15 protein-coding genes are annotated in these 15,649 nt (G+C 65.6%); 9 read left to right on the top strand and 6 right to left on the bottom strand.

The genetic code is table 11. The features are described from left to right. Positions 1–25: 25 nt before the first annotated feature. Positions 26–976 carry a hypothetical protein gene (locus tag MNAB215_RS05040; RefSeq protein WP_077077723.1) on the bottom strand — a complete coding sequence of 317 codons (951 nt, stop codon included), beginning with the start codon at positions 974–976 and terminating at the stop codon, positions 26–28. 137 nt (positions 977–1,113) lie between these two features. Beyond that, on the bottom strand, positions 1,114–1,899 hold the full coding sequence (locus MNAB215_RS05035; protein WP_077077722.1) for a DUF3109 family protein: 786 nt from the start codon (positions 1,897–1,899) through the stop codon (positions 1,114–1,116). 125 nt (positions 1,900–2,024) lie between these two features. Between MNAB215_RS05035 and MNAB215_RS05030 the strand changes: the two genes are divergently transcribed. The 9 genes from MNAB215_RS05030 to MNAB215_RS04990 all read left to right on the top strand — a co-directional run bounded on the left by MNAB215_RS05030 (position 2,025) and on the right by MNAB215_RS04990 (position 9,705). Beyond that, positions 2,025–3,041 carry a Ppx/GppA family phosphatase gene (locus MNAB215_RS05030; RefSeq protein WP_077077721.1) on the top strand — a complete coding sequence of 339 codons (1,017 nt, stop codon included), beginning with the start codon at positions 2,025–2,027 and terminating at the stop codon, positions 3,039–3,041. Beyond that, positions 3,038–4,090 (top strand): hypothetical protein, encoded by a 1,053-nt coding sequence (locus MNAB215_RS29625; RefSeq protein WP_077077720.1) that lies wholly within the window; start codon positions 3,038–3,040, stop codon positions 4,088–4,090. The genes MNAB215_RS05030 and MNAB215_RS29625 overlap by 4 nt, the downstream gene beginning before the upstream one ends. Before the next feature lie 16 nt (positions 4,091–4,106). After that, on the top strand, positions 4,107–4,949 hold the full coding sequence (locus tag MNAB215_RS05020) for a sugar phosphate isomerase/epimerase family protein (protein WP_077077719.1): 843 nt from the start codon (positions 4,107–4,109) through the stop codon (positions 4,947–4,949). A 37-nt stretch (positions 4,950–4,986) separates the two neighbouring features. Beyond that, complete coding sequence (locus MNAB215_RS05015; RefSeq protein WP_077077718.1) at positions 4,987–5,817, top strand: thioesterase family protein; 831 nt, start codon at positions 4,987–4,989, stop codon at positions 5,815–5,817. Positions 5,818–5,852: 35 nt separating this feature from the next. Next, a complete protein-coding gene (gene proC, locus MNAB215_RS05010; protein WP_077077717.1) occupies positions 5,853–6,722 on the top strand; it encodes a pyrroline-5-carboxylate reductase in 870 nt (289 codons plus the stop codon). A 143-nt stretch (positions 6,723–6,865) separates the two neighbouring features. Beyond that, positions 6,866–7,123 carry a cell division/environmental response transcriptional regulator gene (locus MNAB215_RS05005; RefSeq protein ID WP_077077716.1) on the top strand — a complete coding sequence of 86 codons (258 nt, stop codon included), beginning with the start codon at positions 6,866–6,868 and terminating at the stop codon, positions 7,121–7,123. A 195-nt stretch (positions 7,124–7,318) separates the two neighbouring features. Beyond that, positions 7,319–7,420 carry a 30S ribosomal protein bS22 gene (locus MNAB215_RS05000; protein WP_003402602.1) on the top strand — a complete coding sequence of 34 codons (102 nt, stop codon included), beginning with the start codon at positions 7,319–7,321 and terminating at the stop codon, positions 7,418–7,420. A gap of 84 nt (positions 7,421–7,504) precedes the next feature. Then, on the top strand, positions 7,505–8,632 hold the full coding sequence (locus MNAB215_RS04995) for an SDR family oxidoreductase (RefSeq protein ID WP_077077715.1): 1,128 nt from the start codon (positions 7,505–7,507) through the stop codon (positions 8,630–8,632). Next, positions 8,614–9,705, top strand: a complete 1,092-nt coding sequence (locus MNAB215_RS04990) for a lysophospholipid acyltransferase family protein (RefSeq protein WP_108637533.1) — start codon at positions 8,614–8,616, stop codon at positions 9,703–9,705. Before MNAB215_RS04995 ends, MNAB215_RS04990 begins: the two co-directional genes overlap by 19 nt. 81 nt (positions 9,706–9,786) lie before the next feature. On the opposite strand, the gene MNAB215_RS04985 is transcribed toward MNAB215_RS04990, so the two are convergent. The 4 genes from MNAB215_RS04985 to MNAB215_RS04965 form a co-directional block, all read right to left on the bottom strand. After that, entirely contained in the window at positions 9,787–10,710 is a 924-nt protein-coding gene (locus tag MNAB215_RS04985; protein ID WP_077077714.1) for a cyclopropane mycolic acid synthase family methyltransferase, read from the bottom strand. Positions 10,711–10,721: 11 nt separating this feature from the next. Then, positions 10,722–11,237, bottom strand: coding sequence for an FAS1-like dehydratase domain-containing protein (locus MNAB215_RS04980; RefSeq protein ID WP_077077713.1), 516 nt, complete (start codon positions 11,235–11,237; stop codon positions 10,722–10,724). A 43-nt stretch (positions 11,238–11,280) separates the two neighbouring features. Continuing rightward, the gene (locus tag MNAB215_RS04975; RefSeq protein ID WP_077077712.1) at positions 11,281–12,201 is read right to left on the bottom strand and encodes an HAD family hydrolase; all 921 of its coding nucleotides are present in this window, start codon (positions 12,199–12,201) and stop codon (positions 11,281–11,283) included. Positions 12,202–13,022: 821 nt separating this feature from the next. Continuing rightward, positions 13,023–15,647 carry a TNT domain-containing protein gene (locus MNAB215_RS04965; RefSeq protein ID WP_077077710.1) on the bottom strand — a complete coding sequence of 875 codons (2,625 nt, stop codon included), beginning with the start codon at positions 15,645–15,647 and terminating at the stop codon, positions 13,023–13,025. Positions 15,648–15,649: the final 2 nt, after the last annotated feature.

Here is a 15,649-nt window from a genome sequence, read left to right as displayed (position 1 = left end):
TCAACGTTCCTAACACAGGGTGCGGCTAGGGCCCGCGCAAGCCGACTTCGGCATGACCGGTCCCCAGCACCGACCAGCTGTGGTCGATAACCCGGGTGCCGTGCTCGCGGTGGCTGATCTCGATATGGATGTCGGCCTGCTCGGTGTTGGTGCACACCGCGGTGCGCCCATCGGGATCCGTGTAGCGAAGACTCACACACCTTTCCGCGGGCTGCTCGATCCGCATCGCCACCTCGCGGCGGCCGATGCGCCCCTCCAGTTGCCACTGTGGCAGGCCAAGCTTTGTTCGCATCCTCAGCGATGGCAAAGTGCTTGCGGGCCAATCCTTTCCGTTGACTCGAAAGCGGACGAAGGCCAGCGGCGGCAGTCCGCGTAGCACCGGTTTGCCCGACACGGCGGCAACCACCTCCAGCACGTCGCCGCCACCGAGTTCGGCGTGAATCCATCCCCAGCGTTCGGCATTTCCGTGTCCGTAGATGTGGGCGAGGCCGCCCCGCCAGCCGTCGACGCGGTGTGCAGTGTCGCCGATAGTGAGCGACCCGGTGAAATCGGCGGTAGGCGCGACGACCACCTGGGCGGCGGGCAGCAGCTCGCGCTCCCACGCCGCGCGGGGAAACGTCCACAACGGTGGAGCGGTGTCATTCCAGGACAAGTCCCACGCGAGTGATCCGGCCTGTCCGGTCAGCTTGTTGTCGCCCACGCGCACACCCGCGGCGTCGAACCACGCTGCGCCGGTCGCGGGCTGGACGGGCTCGGGCCCGAATCGCTCGGTGCGCGGCGGGCCGTCGGGCGGAAACCAAGTAGTCCAGCCGTGCGCGTAGGGCAGGTCCGCTGCGTGTATCGGCGAGACCGTCTCGCAGTGGATCCACAGTCCAGCTCGGGTGAGCCGATCCGACAGGGTGGCGTACCAGACTTCGAGGCGCCCGGCCTTGCCCCGCCAGCGCGGGGCGGCGGCTGTTCGGGTTTTGCCGTCCACCGGTCAAAGTTAGTCCGACGCGGGTGCGGTGAGGGCGTCGAGGGTGCGCTCAGGGCGTGAATTTCGGCGGAAACCCGCCGAGGGCGCACACCGAACGCCGAGGGCGCACACCGAACGCCGAAACCCCCCGAGGGCGGCTACTCGGCGACTCGAGTCGCCGGATGTATGGCGATAAGCCCTAACTTGTTGCGGCGCTTGCACATTGCCGCGAGTTCCGAGTAGGCCTTGGCGCCCAGCAGCTCGGTAAGCTCGTCGGCCAGGCTCTCGAACACCGGTTTGGCGCCGACATGGGCGGCCGGATCGCCGGTGCAATACCAGTGCAAGTCGGCGCCACCGGAGCCCCAGCCGCGGCGGTCGTATTCGGTGACCCAGGTCTTGAGGACCTCGGTGCCGTCGGGCCGCGTCACCCACTCCTGGCTGCGCCGGATCGGCAGCTGCCAGCACACGTCGGGTTTCATCGTCAGTGGCGGCACTCCCAGCTTCAGGGCTTTGCTGTGCAACGCGCATCCGGCGCCGCCGGGGAAACCGGGACGGTTCAAGAAAATGCACGCTTGCTTGTATTTGCGGGTGCGATATTGAGGTTGCCCCTCGTGCTCGTCGGGTTCGAGATAACCCTTGCGGCCCAAGCCCTTTTCGCGGAACTGCCAGTCCGCATCGGTCAGCTGCTTCACCGCGTCGTCGAGCCGGGCGCGGTCGTCGTCGTCGGAGAGGAACGCGCCGTGCGAGCAGCATCCGTCATCCGGGCGGCCCTCGACCGTGCCGCGGCAGGCCGGCGTGCCGAACACACATGTCCAGCGCGAGAGCAGCCAGGTGAGATCGGCCGCGATGAGGTGCTCGGGGTTGTCCGGGTCGTAGAACTCCACCCATTCGCGGGCGAAATCCAATTCAACTTCTTGCCCCGGCTCGGGGTGCGAATTCGCCACGGACTCAACGTTAGACCACAATTCCTGCAGTTCGCTTCGCTGACACCGGGCCGATGCGGCCGCCAATTGCAGCCGCCACCGCGGGGCGCGGCACGGTTCACAGCGGCGCACGATAGGTTTTTGTCGTGCGATTGGGCGTCCTCGACGTGGGGAGTAACACGGTTCATCTGCTGGTAGTCGACGCCCATCGCGGCGGGCATCCCACGCCGATGAGTTCTACGAAGGCCACGCTGCGGTTGGCCGAGTCCATCGACAGCTCGGGCAAGATCACCAAACGGGGCGCCGAGAAGCTGATCTCCACCATCGACGAGTTCGCCAAAATCGCGGACAGCTCGGGCTGTGAAGAGCTGATGGCCTTCGCGACCTCCGCGGTGCGCGACGCCGAGAACTCCGACGATGTGCTGTCGCGGGTGCGCAAAGAGACCGGCGTCGCGTTACAGGTGCTGACCGGGGTCGCCGAGTCGCGGCTGACCTTCCTGGCGGTGCGCCGCTGGTACGGGTGGAGCGCGGGGCGGATCATCAACCTCGACATCGGCGGCGGCTCGCTGGAATTGTCCAGCGGCGTCGACGAGGAGCCCGAAGTCGCGCTCTCGCTGCCGCTGGGCGCCGGGCGATTGACCCGCGAATGGCTGCCCGACGACCCACCCGGACGGCGGCGGGTGGGGATGCTGCGCGATTGGCTGGACGCCGAGATGGCGGATGCCAGTGCCGAGGTGCTCGAAGCAGGCAGCCCCGACCTGGCCGTCGCGACGTCGAAGACGTTCCGCTCGCTGGCGCGCCTCACCGGCGCGGCGCCGTCGGCCGCCGGGCCGCGGGTGAAGCGGACGCTGACCGCAAATGGCCTCAGACAACTCATATCTTTCATCTCTAGGATGACGACCGCTGACCGGGCAGAACTGGAAGGAGTGAGCGCCGAGCGAGCACCACAGATCGTGGCGGGGGCTCTGGTAGCGGAGGCGAGCATGCGAGCACTGTCGATAGAAACTGTGGATATCTGCCCGTGGGCGTTACGGGAAGGTCTCATCTTGCGCAAACTCGACAGCGAAGCCGACGGAACCGCGCTCGTGGATGCTTCGGTGCGCGATGCTAGAGGTCAGGTAGGTGATCGGAACTCACACCGATCGAGAGGCGACAAATCATGACCGGACCGCAACCCGAGACCGAGAGCCCAGGCACCCGGCCGATCTCAGTGGCCGAACTGCTGGCCCGCAACGGAACCATCGGCGCCCCGGCGGTCACCCGGCGGCGTCGCCGTCGCCGTGGCGACAACGACTCGGTCAGCGTCGCCGAGCTCACCGGCGAGCTACCGATCATCCGTGAGGATGAGCACCACGAGACTGAGCATGAAGCCAACGGGGCGGTCCAGGTGGCCGAACCCGCGCCCGAAGCGCCTGTTGAACCACCCTCGGCCGTAGATGTTCCCGCCACCGTCACCGAAGACAAGCCCAAGCCCCCGTACTGGTCGGAGCCCGAGCCGCGCTGGCCCAAGTCACCGCCCCAGCCGCAGCGCCCGGGCCCGCAGCTCAGCGCTTACCCGCGGCCCTTGCGCCGCCCCGATGCCGCCGCTGCCGCCGCTGCCGAGGTTCCCGGCAAACCGGGGTCGCAATCCGACGCCGAGACCATGAGCCCGGATCCCCTCGACCAGTACGCCGATATGCCGGTGGACGTGATGGATTCCGAGGTCCGCGAGGCCGAGCCCGCGACAGACGATTCGGCCTATGTGCGTTCCTACCTGCAGTCGTCGGATTCGACTCTGTTCGGCGGCCAGACCCTCGCCGACGAGGTGGCGCGGCGCCGCGGCGACGAGCGGGCCGCGGCGAGTGCCGAGTCCCCGGCCGCCGAAGCCGGAACCGACCACGGCGTCACCGAAGCCGAGGTGGTCCCCGGTGTGCGGGCAGCGGATGCTCATCCGGCGCCCGGCAGACTCCAATCCTTCTGGCGCGGCAGCTTGACCGTGTTGCAGTCGATCCTGGCCGTCGCATTCGGCGCCGGGCTCTTCATCGCCTTCGACCAGCTGTGGCGATGGAACAGCCTGGTGGCGCTGGTGCTCTCGGTGCTGGTCATCCTTGGCCTGGTCGCCGGGGTGCGAGTGGTTCGCAAGACCGAGGACATCGCCAGCACGTTGATCGCGGTGGCTGTGGGGGCGCTGATCACCCTGGGACCGCTGGCCTTGTCGTTGCAAACGGGCTAGGCGTCACCGGCAGACAGTGCGTCCAGCAATCAAAGTCGGCCTTTCCACGGCATCGGTCTACCCTTTGCGCGCGGAAGCCGCGTTCGAATACGCGGCCAGGCTCGGTTACGACGGCGTCGAGCTGATGGTGTGGAGCGAATCGGTCAGCCAGGACGTCGATGCCGTCTCCAAGCTGTCGCGCCGCTACCGCGTCCCGGTGCTCTCGGTGCACGCTCCCTGCCTGCTGATCTCGCAGCGGGTGTGGGGCTCCAACCCGATTCCCAAGCTGGAACGCAGCGTGCAGGCCGCCGAACAGCTGGGCGCGCAGACAGTCGTCGTGCACCCCCCGTTTCGCTGGCAGCGGCGCTACGCCGAAGGATTCTCCGAGCAGGTCTCTGCCCTGGAGGAATCCAGCGACGTGCTGATCGCCGTGGAAAACATGTTCCCATTCCGGGCCGACCGCTTTTTCGGGGCTGACCAGTCGCGGGAGCGGATGCGTAGGCGCGGCGGCGGACCAGGACCGGGGATCTCGGCGTTTTCGCCGTCCTACGACCCGCTGGACGGCAACCATGCCCACTACACGCTGGACTTGTCGCACACGTCGACGGCGGGCACCGACGCGCTGGACATGGCCGAGCGGATGGGCGCCGGACTGGTGCACCTGCACCTGTGCGACGGCAGCGGCCTGCCCGCCGACGAGCACCTGGTGCCGGGCCGCGGCACCGAACCCACCGCCGAGGTGTGCCAGCTGCTGGCCAGCGGCCATTTCGCCGGCCACGTCATTCTCGAGGTGTCGACGTCCAGCGCTCGTTCGGCCAACGAGCGCGAAGCCATGCTCGCCGAAGCGTTGCAGTTCGCCCGCACGCATCTGATGCGGTGAGCTGGCGTTGCCCTCGTTTGAGACCTCACAGGAGACCATGACCGCGCTATTCACCACCGCAATGGCGCTGCGGGAGGTCGATCCGGGCGTCTACGCCGGCGAGCTCAACCAGCATTGGACCATCGGCCCCAAGGTGCACGGGGGCGCGATGCTGGCGTTGTGCGCCCATGCGGCGCGTCTCGCGGGCGGCGGGGGGTCGTCCGCCGTACAACCGGTCGCCGTGTCGGCAAGCTTCCTGTGTGCGCCCGATCCGGGGCCGATGCGGCTGGTGACCTCGATGCGCAAGCGTGGCCGCCGGATCAGTGTGGTCGATGTCGAGTTGACGCAGGGCGATCGCACGGCGGTGCACGCCGTGGTCAATCTCGGCGAGCCGGAGCACTTTCCGCCCGACGGGCACGCCGAGCCGCTGCTGTCGGCGCACCCGGTGGTGGACCTGATGGCCCCGGAACCGCCGGACGACATCGAACCGATCGGTCCCGGCCATCCGCTGGCCGGCCTGGTGCACCTGAGCGGGGGCTGCGATATCCGGCCGCTGCTGTCGACGATGCAGCCCGGTGCGGGCGGAGGGCCGCCGATGCTGCAGATGTGGGCGCGTCCGCGAGATGTGGCTCCCGACGCGCTCTTTGCGCTCATGTGCGGCGATCTGTCGGCGCCGGTGACGTTTGCCGTGGATCGCACCGGCTGGGCGCCCACGATTGCGCTCACGGCCTTCCTGCGCGGCCTGCCCGCCGACGGCTGGCTGCGGGTGGTCTGCACCTGCCTGGAGATCGGGCACGACTGGTTCGACGAGGACCACATCGTGGTGGACAGCCTCGGGCGGCTGGTCGCGCAGTCGCGCCAACTGGCGATGGTGCCCCCGCCCCGGTAGCCGCGATCGGCCCCGCTGTCTGCGATGCTTTCGGCATGGCAAGAATCGCGATCATCGGTGGTGGCAGCATCGGCGAGGGATTGCTGTCGGGTCTGCTTCGCGCAGGCCACCAGGTCAAAGACCTGGTGGTGTCCGAACGCATACCCGAACGCGCGAAATATCTGGCCGACACCTATTCGGTGCGGGTGACATCGCCGAGCGACGCGGTGGACAGCGCGTCGTTTGTGGTCGTCGCGGTGAAGCCGGCCGATGTCGAGTCGGTGCTGGGGGAGCTGGGCCGTGCCGCGGCCGCGGCCGAGGGTGACAGCGCCGAGCCGGTGTTCATCAGCGTCGCCGCGGGCATCGCGATCGCCTACTTCGAGTCCAGGCTGCCGGCCGGAACGCCGGTGATCCGCGCGATGCCCAACGCGGCGATGCTGGTGGGGGCGGGTGTGACCGCTTTGGCCACGGGCCGTTTCGTCTCTGCGGCCCAGCTTGAGGAGGCTTCGGCGCTGTTGGGCGCGGTGGGCGGCGTGCTGAGCGTTCCCGAATCGCAAATGGACGCGGTGACCGCCGTGTCGGGATCGGGTCCCGCGTACTTCTTTTTGCTGGTCGAGGCACTAATCGATGCCGGGGTCGCGGCGGGCCTGAGCCGCCAGGTGGCCACCGACCTGACCACGCAGACGCTGGCCGGGTCGGCGGCGATGCTGCTGGAGCGACTCGACGAGGACCAACTGGGCGCCGGCGAGGGGTCGGGGGTCCAGCCGAACACCACCGCGGCCCAGCTGCGGGCGACGGTGACCTCGCCGGGTGGAACTACGGCGGCTGCGCTGCGCGAACTCGAACGGGGCGGATTTCGGGCGGCTGTCGACGCCGCTGTTCAGGCCGCGAAAAGGCGTTCTGAGCAGCTAAGAATTACATCTTGATAATTTAAGGATTTCAAAATGATTATCCCCCACCAGTACCAGTAACCCCACTAGTCCCGCTATTCTCCTTGGTGTATGCCCGTGTGCGTGCCAGCGGTGGGGAAGCCGCTGGCGTTGCGCGGGCCTGACACGATTGGGTAGCGATGACGTCTACGAACGGACCATCGGCGCGAGATTCCGCAGGTAAGCCGCGGGATACTGCTTCGGTCGATGGCCAGCAGGCCAGGACACAATTTCTCACCGTCGCTGAAGTGGCGGCGCTGATGAGGGTCTCCAAAATGACGGTGTACCGCTTGGTGCACAACGGCGAGCTGCCGGCGGTTCGAGTCGGCCGGTCCTTCCGGGTGCACGCCAAGGCCGTCCACGACATGCTCGAGACGTCGTACTTCGACGCCGGCTGACCCGAAACCGCACGCGGCGTCGTCAGCCGCGCACGTCAGTTACCGACGATCGGTGCTGGCTCGCGCGGTGAACGGGTGGCGTGGCCCATGGCAGGGCCGCCGACACCGGTTTGGTGTTTGGTGCGGCCAGGCGGGTAAAGTGGCCAGGTCCTTTGGTAGTCCTTGAGAGCGGTCACGGGTTAGATAGCGGAGTTCATGGGTTCAGTAATCAAGAAGCGGCGCAAGCGTATGTCGAAGAAAAAGCACCGCAAATTGCTGCGTCGCACTCGGGTGCAACGCAGAAAACTCGGCAAGTAAGCCCAGCCCCGCGTAACTACCGGTACACGCCGACCCCCACGCTGCTGTAACCCTCCTGTTTGTCGCGGCCGTTAGGCTGTCCGGGTGGATTCTTCGAGCGGGGACGGCGCCGGAACCGGCGGCACCGCGAGCAATGTCGTGCACTACCCCAAGGTGGTGCTGGTCACCGGTGCGTGCCGTTTTCTCGGTGGTTATCTGACGGCCCGGCTCGCGCAGAACCCGTTGATCAACACGGTGATCGCGGTGGATGCGATCGCCCCCAGCAAAGACATGCTGCGCCGGATGGGCCGCGCCGAGTTTGTTCGCGCCGACATTCGTAATCCGTTCATCGCCAAGGTGATCCGCAATGGCGATGTCGACACGGTGGTGCATGCGGCGGCGGCGTCCTACGCGCCCCGGTCCGGCGGTACGGCGGCGTTGAAGGAACTCAACGTGATGGGCGCGATGCAATTGTTCGCGGCCTGCCAGAAGGCGCCGTCGGTGCGGCGCGTGGTGCTGAAGTCGACCTCCGAGGTGTATGGGTCGAGCCCGCACGATCCGGTGATGTTCACCGAGGACAGCACCAGTCGCCGTCCCATCCGCGGCGGTTTCGCCAAGGACAGCCTGGATATCGAGGGGTATGCGCGGGGGCTGGGCCGTCGCCGGCCCGATATCGCGGTGACCATTCTGCGGCTGGCCAACCTGATCGGCCCGGCGATGGACACCACGTTGTCGCGTTATTTGGCCGGGCCGTTGGTCCCGACGATGTTCGGGCGAGACGCCCGGCTGCAGTTGCTGCACGAGCAGGATGCACTGGGGGCGCTGGAGCGCGCGGCGATGGCCGGCAAGGCCGGCACATTCAACATCGGCGCCGACGGCATCATCATGTTGTCCCAGGCGATCCGGAGGGCGGGCCGAATCCCGTTGCCAGTTCCCGGGTTTGGGGTCTGGGCCCTGGATTCGCTGAGACGGGCTAACCGTTATAACGAGATCAACCGAGACCAGTTCAACTACTTGAGTTTTGGCCGCGTCATGGACACATCGCGGATGCATTCCGATCTCGGCTACCAGCCCAAGTGGACGACGGCCGAAGCCTTCGACGACTACGTCCGCGGCCGAAGCTTGACTCCCATAATCGACCCACATCGGGTACGCTCCTTAGAGGGTCGCGCCATAGCCTTAGCGCAGCGCTGGGGAAGCCGAAATCCAGTTCCATGGGGTGGGGTCAGGTAGATATCGTGGCGGGTGAAACCAGAGCGAATGTCATTCCCCTGCATAGCAATAGGGGACGCGTCGCAGCTCGCCGCAGAGCCGATCAACGTTCGGACGCCGCGCGTCAGCATCCATCGCAGCTGTCCGGTCCGCACGGCAGCGCCTCGGCCGAGCAGCTTGCTGCGGTGGTCAGCGAAATCGATGAGCACCGCCGCGTCGGGGGTGCGACAGCAACGGCCGACGCACCGCTCAACGAGCGTGCCCAGCAGGTGGCAGCGGTCGCTGGATTTCTCCGCAAACGGTTGACGGGTGATTACACCGTTGACGAGTTCGGCTTCGATCCACACTTCAATGACGCCATCGTCCGGCCTTTGCTGAGATTCTTTTTCAAGTCGTGGTTCCGGGTGGAAGTCAGCGGCATCGAGAACCTGCCGAGTGAGGGCGCCGCACTGCTGGTGGCCAACCACGCGGGAGTCCTGCCGTTCGACGGGTTGATGTTGTCCGCGGCGGTCCACGACGAGCACCCCGCGCACCGGGACATGCGCTTGCTGGCCGCCGACATGGTGTTCGACATGCCGCTGATCGGCGAGGCGGCCCGTAAAGCCGGCCACACCATGGCCTGCACCACCGACGCACACCGACTGCTGGCCGCGGGTGAACTCACCGCCGTGTTCCCGGAGGGCTACAAGGGTCTGGGCAAGCGCTTCGAGGATCGCTACCGGTTGCAGCGGTTCGGGCGCGGTGGTTTCGTCACGGCGGCGCTGCGCACCAAAGCGCCGATCATTCCCTGCTCGATCATCGGATCCGAAGAGATCTACCCGATGCTCACCGACGTCAAGCTGCTGGCGCGGCTGTTCGGCCTGCCCTACTTCCCGATCACCCCGCTGTTCCCGCTGGCCGGGCCTGCGGGCCTGCTGCCGCTGCCGTCGAAATGGCGCATCGCCTTCGGCGAGCCGATCCGCACCACCGATTACGCGGCCTCCGACGCTGAGGACCCGATGGTCACCTTCGAGTTGACCGACCAGGTGCGCGAGACAATCCAGCAGACGCTGTACCGGTTGCTCGCCGGGCGCCGCAACGTGTTCTTGGGCTGACTCTTCGCCTTTTCGCGCTGGTCGCTGGACAGCAAAGCGCCCCGGCACCAACGGCACCGGGGCGCTTATGCGTGCAAGCGGTTACTTGACCATCGTGAATTGGCAGACGTTCGTGTAGCCGTCGCGGAACAGGTCCGAGCAGCCCCGCAGGTACTTCAGGTAGATGTCGTAGGTCTCCTGCCCCTTCAGGGCAATCGCCTCGTCCTTGTGCGCCTCGAGGGCATCCCCCCAGGCGGTCAGCGTGGGCACGTAGTTCTTCCCGATCTTGTGGTGACGCTCGATCGTGAAACCCGCACCCGTCGCGTACTTGTCGACCAGATCGATCTGAGGCAACTTTCCGCCCGGGTAGATCTCCTTCAAGATGAAACTGATGAACCGCAGCAGGGTCATGTTCACCTGCAACCCGAGTTCTTTGCCCTCCTCGGCAGTGGGCACCACGATGGTGTGCAGCAGCATGCGGCCGTCGTCAGGCAGCAAGTCGTAGTACTTCTTGAAGAAGGTGGCGTAGCGCTCGTACCCGGCGTCGCCGGCGCCGTCGGCAAAGTGCTCGAACGCGCCCAACGACACGATGCGGTCGATCGGCTCGTCGAACTCCTCCCAGCCCTGGATCCGCACCTCTTTACGGCGGGGGCTGTCCATCTTGTCGAACTCGGCCACACAGTGGGCGTACTGGTTCTCGCTGAGGGTCAAGCCGATCACGTCGACGTCGTACTCCTGCACGGCGTGCCGCATCGTCGAGCCCCAGCCGCTGCCGATGTCGAGCAGCGTCATCCCGGGCTTGAGGTTCAGCTTGTCCAGCGCGAGCTTGCGCTTGGCGTACTGCGCTTCCTCCAGCGTCTTGGTCAGATTCTGTGGGTCCGGATTCTCGTCGAAGTAGCCGCAGCTGTACGTCATCGACGGGTCGAGCCAGAGCTTGAAAAACTCGTTCGACTTGTCGTAATGGGAGCGCACTGCCTCGACCGGTGGCTTTAGCTGGGTGCTACCCGTTTCCCCCTGTGAAGTCATTGAAATCGACCCTACTTTCCAGCAGATATGGATGCAATCGCGGCGACGGTTTCTTCAGCGCCAGCGTCTTGTTGTGCGGCTTCACCCAACATTGTCACGGTGCTCGTCACTATCGGGTTGCCCTCGGCGTCTGTGACTTCGCTGCGAATCTCGGCGATGACGGTGCCGTGGGACTCAATCACCGAGTCTAGATACGTGTCGAAGTACAACTTGTCGTGGGCCAGCATTGGCCGGTGAAACGTGAACTTCTGGTCGCGGTGAAGGACTCTCGCGATGTTGATCGGGATGCTGAATTTCGTGAAGATTTCCAGCTGTACCCTGCGTCCCGCGACGGCCAGGAAGGTCAGGGGGGCGACTACCTCGGGGTATCCGGCTGCCGCGGCGTCAGCGTCGCTGTGGTGCGCGGGATGGTCGTCTTTGACAGCGATCGCGAACTCCCGGATCTTCTCGCGTCCGACCTCGAAGTAGTCCGGAGCCCGGTAGTGGCTGCCGATGATGCCTTCGGCTCCTTCTGGGACTATTGTCATCCGCTGTGCTTTCCGCTCTGTTGGTTGCTAGCGGCGCAGCTTATCAGCGTGATTGGCGGCGCGATGCCAACGCAGCCAGCGCACCGCCTGCCGCACCCAAAGCCAACGCCGACGGTACGCCGATTCGGGCGGCCTTGCGGGCGGTCCTAAAGTCGCGAATTTCCCAGCCCCGCTCGCGGGCCAGGCTGCGCAGGCGGGCGTCGGGATTGATCGCGACCGCCGTGCCCATCAGCGACAGCATCGGTACGTCGTTGTAGCTGTCGGAGTAGGCGGTGCAGCGTTTGAGGTTGAGGCCTTCGCGAATCGCCAATGAACGTACCGCGTGAGCTTTGCCTGGGCCGTGCAGGATGTCGCCGACCAGCCGGCCGGTGAAGACGCCGTCGACCGACTCGGCGACGGTGCCCAGCGCGCCGGTAAGGCCGAGCCGGCGGGCGATCGTCGCCGCGAGTTCGTAGGGCGTCGCGGTGATCAGCCACACCTGCTGGCCGGCGTCGAGGTGCATTTGGGTGAGCTCGCGGGTGCCGTCCCAGATCTTGTCCACGATGATCTCGTCGTAGATCTCCTCGCCCAGAGCGACCAGCTCGTCGACCGACCGGCCCTCGATGAAGGCGAGCGCTTTGCGCCGGCCGGCGGCGACGTCGTTGCTGTTTTCCTTGCCCAGCAACTGAAACTTGGCCTGGGCGTAGACGAATCCGAGCACATCGCGGTAGGTGAAATAGTTGCGAGCCGCCAACCCGCGCCCGAAGTGGACTGCCGACGAGCCCTGAACCAGCGTGTTATCCACGTCGAAGAACGCGGCGGCGGTCAAGTCGATCGGCGGTTGTGGGCGACCTTCGCCCGCGGCGGCCTCGGCTTCCAGGCCTTCGAGGGCACGGGCGGCGCTGGCGTTGGCCGCCACCGATTCGAGGTCGAAGCCACTGGTGATGTCCGCGTTGCTCGACTCATCCGACTCAGAGGAAGTCATCGCCAATCCTCCTAAATCGCCGTGCCGCCGAGCGCCGATGCGGCCCCATGCCGCGCCGATATCAACCCTATCGGGCAGGTGCGGCGGGCCGGTTTACGCCTCTGGCCTACGGCCGGAGCGGTCTACCCTCGCCAGCTCGCGACTTGCGAGGTGATGCTCTCGGGCATGCCATCGAGCAATGCTGAGGTCAGCTCTTCGAACGACACTGCAAGCACTCCGATTCGTGGTTGTTCTGAAGGCAATGCGAATCCGTAAGAACTCGGATCATCTTCAAGTGTGTATCTCTTTAGATTTTGTGCAGCAAAACTTTCTTTTCGAGTCGGGGACCTCCTAGTCAGAAAATCAACAGCCTCCTGACTCGCTGACTCGACTCGTATGCGCGCGTCGAGGCCTCTAGCTTTCCATTCTACGAATAGGCTTTTCAAGCGGAGGCTGACACGAGCGCTGTCACCCATTCGCATTATCACGTATTTACCAGCATTCGAAAAACTTGAAAAAATAACTTGCATGTCTTCGGTCCTTTCGGACGCTCGTTCGTGCAGCAATGAACGTAAAACGCAGAAGTATTCTTCAGGTGTGGGTGCGATTATCCAAGCGCCCCAGTAGCCCTTTTCGGCCCACTCTGGCCACCTTCTGACTTTCTCTGAATAATCTGATCTCAGATATAGGCGGCCGTCTGTCCAGTCGGGTTCGTCGTACGGGCCACTGCCTATCAAGTTTGCGATCGAACGCCATAGGTCGTAGTAGCGAAAAAACTCAGCCGATTCGGTTTGGTGATCGAAACTTTTGTCCACCCTTGAAGTCCTCCTTTTGTCTTCCCGCTATCCCCGGGCCAAGTAGCCGTCTTCAATCAGTTGGTAGATCAGAACTATCTTCTTTTCGTCGTCTACGACTACCCACTGAGTTCCGCCGCCGGGCTGCCCGAACGCGTCGGCAACCTCTCCGTATCTGACTTCCCAACCCTCGGGCAATTCCATCCCTGTGCCGTGAAACCGATAGTAATCGCCTGATGAACCCGGGGCCAGGCCGCGTCCAGGATAACTGTCGCCGACCTGACCCATAAAGTCGCCTCTCATATCGCTGACTTCTCCGATTCGATCAAGTCGGACCGTTTCCGGAATGCTGCGTGCTGTTTCCCATTTTCCGTCCAAGAAGCCGTCTTTTTTAGGCCAGTCCCACGTGTCTTTTACGGGATCCCAATATCTGTCCAAGATGTCTTGGGCAGTCATTCCCTTATACGGGCTGTCCAACGCCGATTCGGCGATCTCCTTCGGACATCCGTGTTCTATGAGGTCGCGTACTAGTTTCTCGGGTGATTCGGCAAGCGCTAGCTGCGCTTGGCGCCATTCCGGCAAGTCCTCCGCCGCAGGGATCTGTGGGTGATGCCCATCGGCGGGGTCGTCGGGCGGCGCTCCGTCGTGCTTTGAATGTGGATCGTGCGGGTCTTTCGCTTCGCCGGGCTGACGGGGCGTTCCGTCGCCATCCCCCGGATGGTGCGGTTGCCCATCGCCCGGGCCGTGCGGGCCGCCGTCGCCTGGTCCTGGGGGCGTGCCCCCGTCTCCGGGGCCGTGCGGCGTCCCGTCGTGCGGTGGTCCTGACGGGGGACCGCCTGGGTCCCCACCTTGGGGTAGCCCACCGCCGGGTGGGGCTGCTTCGCCCGGAAGCCCGCCCGTGGGCAGAGACGGCGGCTCGGGCAACGACGGCATTGACGGCATTGACGGAGCCGACGCCGCCGGAGTGGCCGCTGACGGAACCGCGGTGGCCGGCACTCGGGCGGGCACGGCCTCATGTGGCTGCGCATGGGGTGCGGACGGGTGCTCCACGGGTGCAGCGACCGGTGGCTTGCTCGGTTCTGGCGGCGCCCCAACGGGTTTCGGCTCCCCACCATGGGGTGCCCCACCGGCGGGCGGCTTGGATTCGGTCGGACTATGCGGGAGCGGAGCGTCTCCGGGCGCGGATCCCGGCTTCGGCGGTGGTGGGGGCGCAGGGCGGCCCGGCTCTGGTGGCTTCGGGCCCTCGGGTGGCTTGGGACCTGCGGGTGGTGAGGCCTCTGGAGGCTTGGGCTCCGCGGGCGGCGTCACAGGCGGCTTCGGCGCTTCGGGAACCTTGGGCAGTTCCGCCGGCGTCTTCAGGGCCTTCAGCGCGTCGGCCGCGTCGCGGCCCACCTTGCCCAGCTTGGACAGCGGGCCGCCCGGAAGGGCCAACGTGGCGATATCGAACGCGGACTCGCCAAGTGCCCGGGCGGGGTCCTTTGACCACTCGTCCCAGTGGGTAACGCTCTTCCCGAGCGTTTTCCACGATTCCGCGACGCCCGGTCCACCATCGGGGCCCAAGCCGACTAGCGGTAGGGCGCCTTTGATTTCGCCTTCGAGGTCCTTGCCGTATCCAATCGGGTCGGTCAACATGCGGGTCGAGCTGATGTTGTAAAGCCCCACGACGAAATCGGCGGCCTCTTTTCCGAGGCCTGCGAAGGCTTTCCCGACCTCGTTGATGGCGCGGCCGATGTCGGTGCCGTGCAAGAACTGATCCCACTGCTTGGCTGCGTAGTCGCCCATCGTGGTGGCGATCGTGGCCGCCTCGCTGAGGTTGGCCGCGATCTCTGCCTGCAGCGCCGAGACCTCGCTCGCGAAGTTGTTGACCACCGTGCGGATGTCGTCGGCGATCTTTTTGATCTCGTCTTCGTCTTCGTCGGTCAGGATGTCCCAGACCTCTTTGATCCCGGTCATCGGATCGCAGATGCGTGACAACAGATCCAGGATCGCCGCGTGAACCTTGTCGATCTTGGCCGCGTAGCTGTTGAGTTGGGCGGCGATCTTTTGGCACTGCTGCACGATGCCGGTGGTGCTGGTGTAGGCGTCGGTGAACGCCTTGTCGATGGCCGGGCCCTCCGGAATCTGTTGGGCGCGAATGGCTCCCATCGGAGCACCGGTCCCGACGATTTCGGCCATCCCGAACTGGGTGCCCGCCGAACTCCACGCTGCGGCCGCGGCGCGCAATTTCCCCGAATCCCCAGTGGGCCATATCATTCCGATGTACGGAGCAACCCATCCCCAGCCGGCTGGGGGGCCGTCGCCGGCCCCGACCGACGACGGGGGGGAGCCCGCCGAAATCGGCCCCGTCATCGGGGGCGTCGGAAGCGGGCTCCCGTGGCCGGATATGTTGGACTGCGCTTCGGCCAGCGAGTAGTTGTGCGCCGACATTCGCACGCCATAACCTAAGCCGCACAACCCATTTCGGGTAGCCGCCATAGCCTTGACGAGCTGGGCCGCCGAACTGTCGTAGTTGTGTCCCAACGCCGCGCCAGCCGGATCGTCGCCGGCCATCCCGGAACACCCCGATAGTGCCGCGGTCAGCGTCGAAATAACCGAGCCCAAACCCTCGCCCGCGGTGACGACTTGGTTTCCTGCGCTGTCGAGAGCCGCGGGGTCCACCGCCAGCGGCGCCATCA

The sequence above is a fragment of the Mycobacterium numidiamassiliense genome, from assembly GCF_900157365.1.
GTDB classification, from domain to species: domain Bacteria; phylum Actinomycetota; class Actinomycetes; order Mycobacteriales; family Mycobacteriaceae; genus Mycobacterium; species Mycobacterium numidiamassiliense.
The sequence above is the reverse complement of the archived record's forward strand: the minus strand, read 5'-3'. Positions and strand labels throughout refer to the sequence as shown.

What these genes read in the sequence shown, in the direction of transcription:
- MNAB215_RS29625 (WP_077077720.1), top strand. Translation starts at nt 3,038, where the DNA reads ATGACCGGACCGCAACCCGAGACCGAGAGCCCAGGCACCCGGCCGATC.
- MNAB215_RS05015 (WP_077077718.1), top strand. Translation starts at nt 4,987, where the DNA reads ATGACCGCGCTATTCACCACCGCAATGGCGCTGCGGGAGGTCGATCCG.
- proC (WP_077077717.1), top strand. Translation starts at nt 5,853, where the DNA reads ATGGCAAGAATCGCGATCATCGGTGGTGGCAGCATCGGCGAGGGATTG.
- MNAB215_RS05005 (WP_077077716.1), top strand. Translation starts at nt 6,866, where the DNA reads ATGACGTCTACGAACGGACCATCGGCGCGAGATTCCGCAGGTAAGCCG.
- MNAB215_RS05000 (WP_003402602.1), top strand. Translation starts at nt 7,319, where the DNA reads ATGGGTTCAGTAATCAAGAAGCGGCGCAAGCGTATGTCGAAGAAAAAG.
- MNAB215_RS04990 (WP_108637533.1), top strand. Translation starts at nt 8,614, where the DNA reads ATGGGGTGGGGTCAGGTAGATATCGTGGCGGGTGAAACCAGAGCGAAT.
- MNAB215_RS04985 (WP_077077714.1), bottom strand. Translation starts at nt 10,710, where the DNA reads ATGACTTCACAGGGGGAAACGGGTAGCACCCAGCTAAAGCCACCGGTC.
- MNAB215_RS04980 (WP_077077713.1), bottom strand. Translation starts at nt 11,237, where the DNA reads ATGACAATAGTCCCAGAAGGAGCCGAAGGCATCATCGGCAGCCACTAC.
- MNAB215_RS04975 (WP_077077712.1), bottom strand. Translation starts at nt 12,201, where the DNA reads ATGACTTCCTCTGAGTCGGATGAGTCGAGCAACGCGGACATCACCAGT.
- MNAB215_RS04965 (WP_077077710.1), bottom strand. Translation starts at nt 15,647, where the DNA reads ATGGCGCCGCTGGCGGTGGACCCCGCGGCTCTCGACAGCGCAGGAAAC.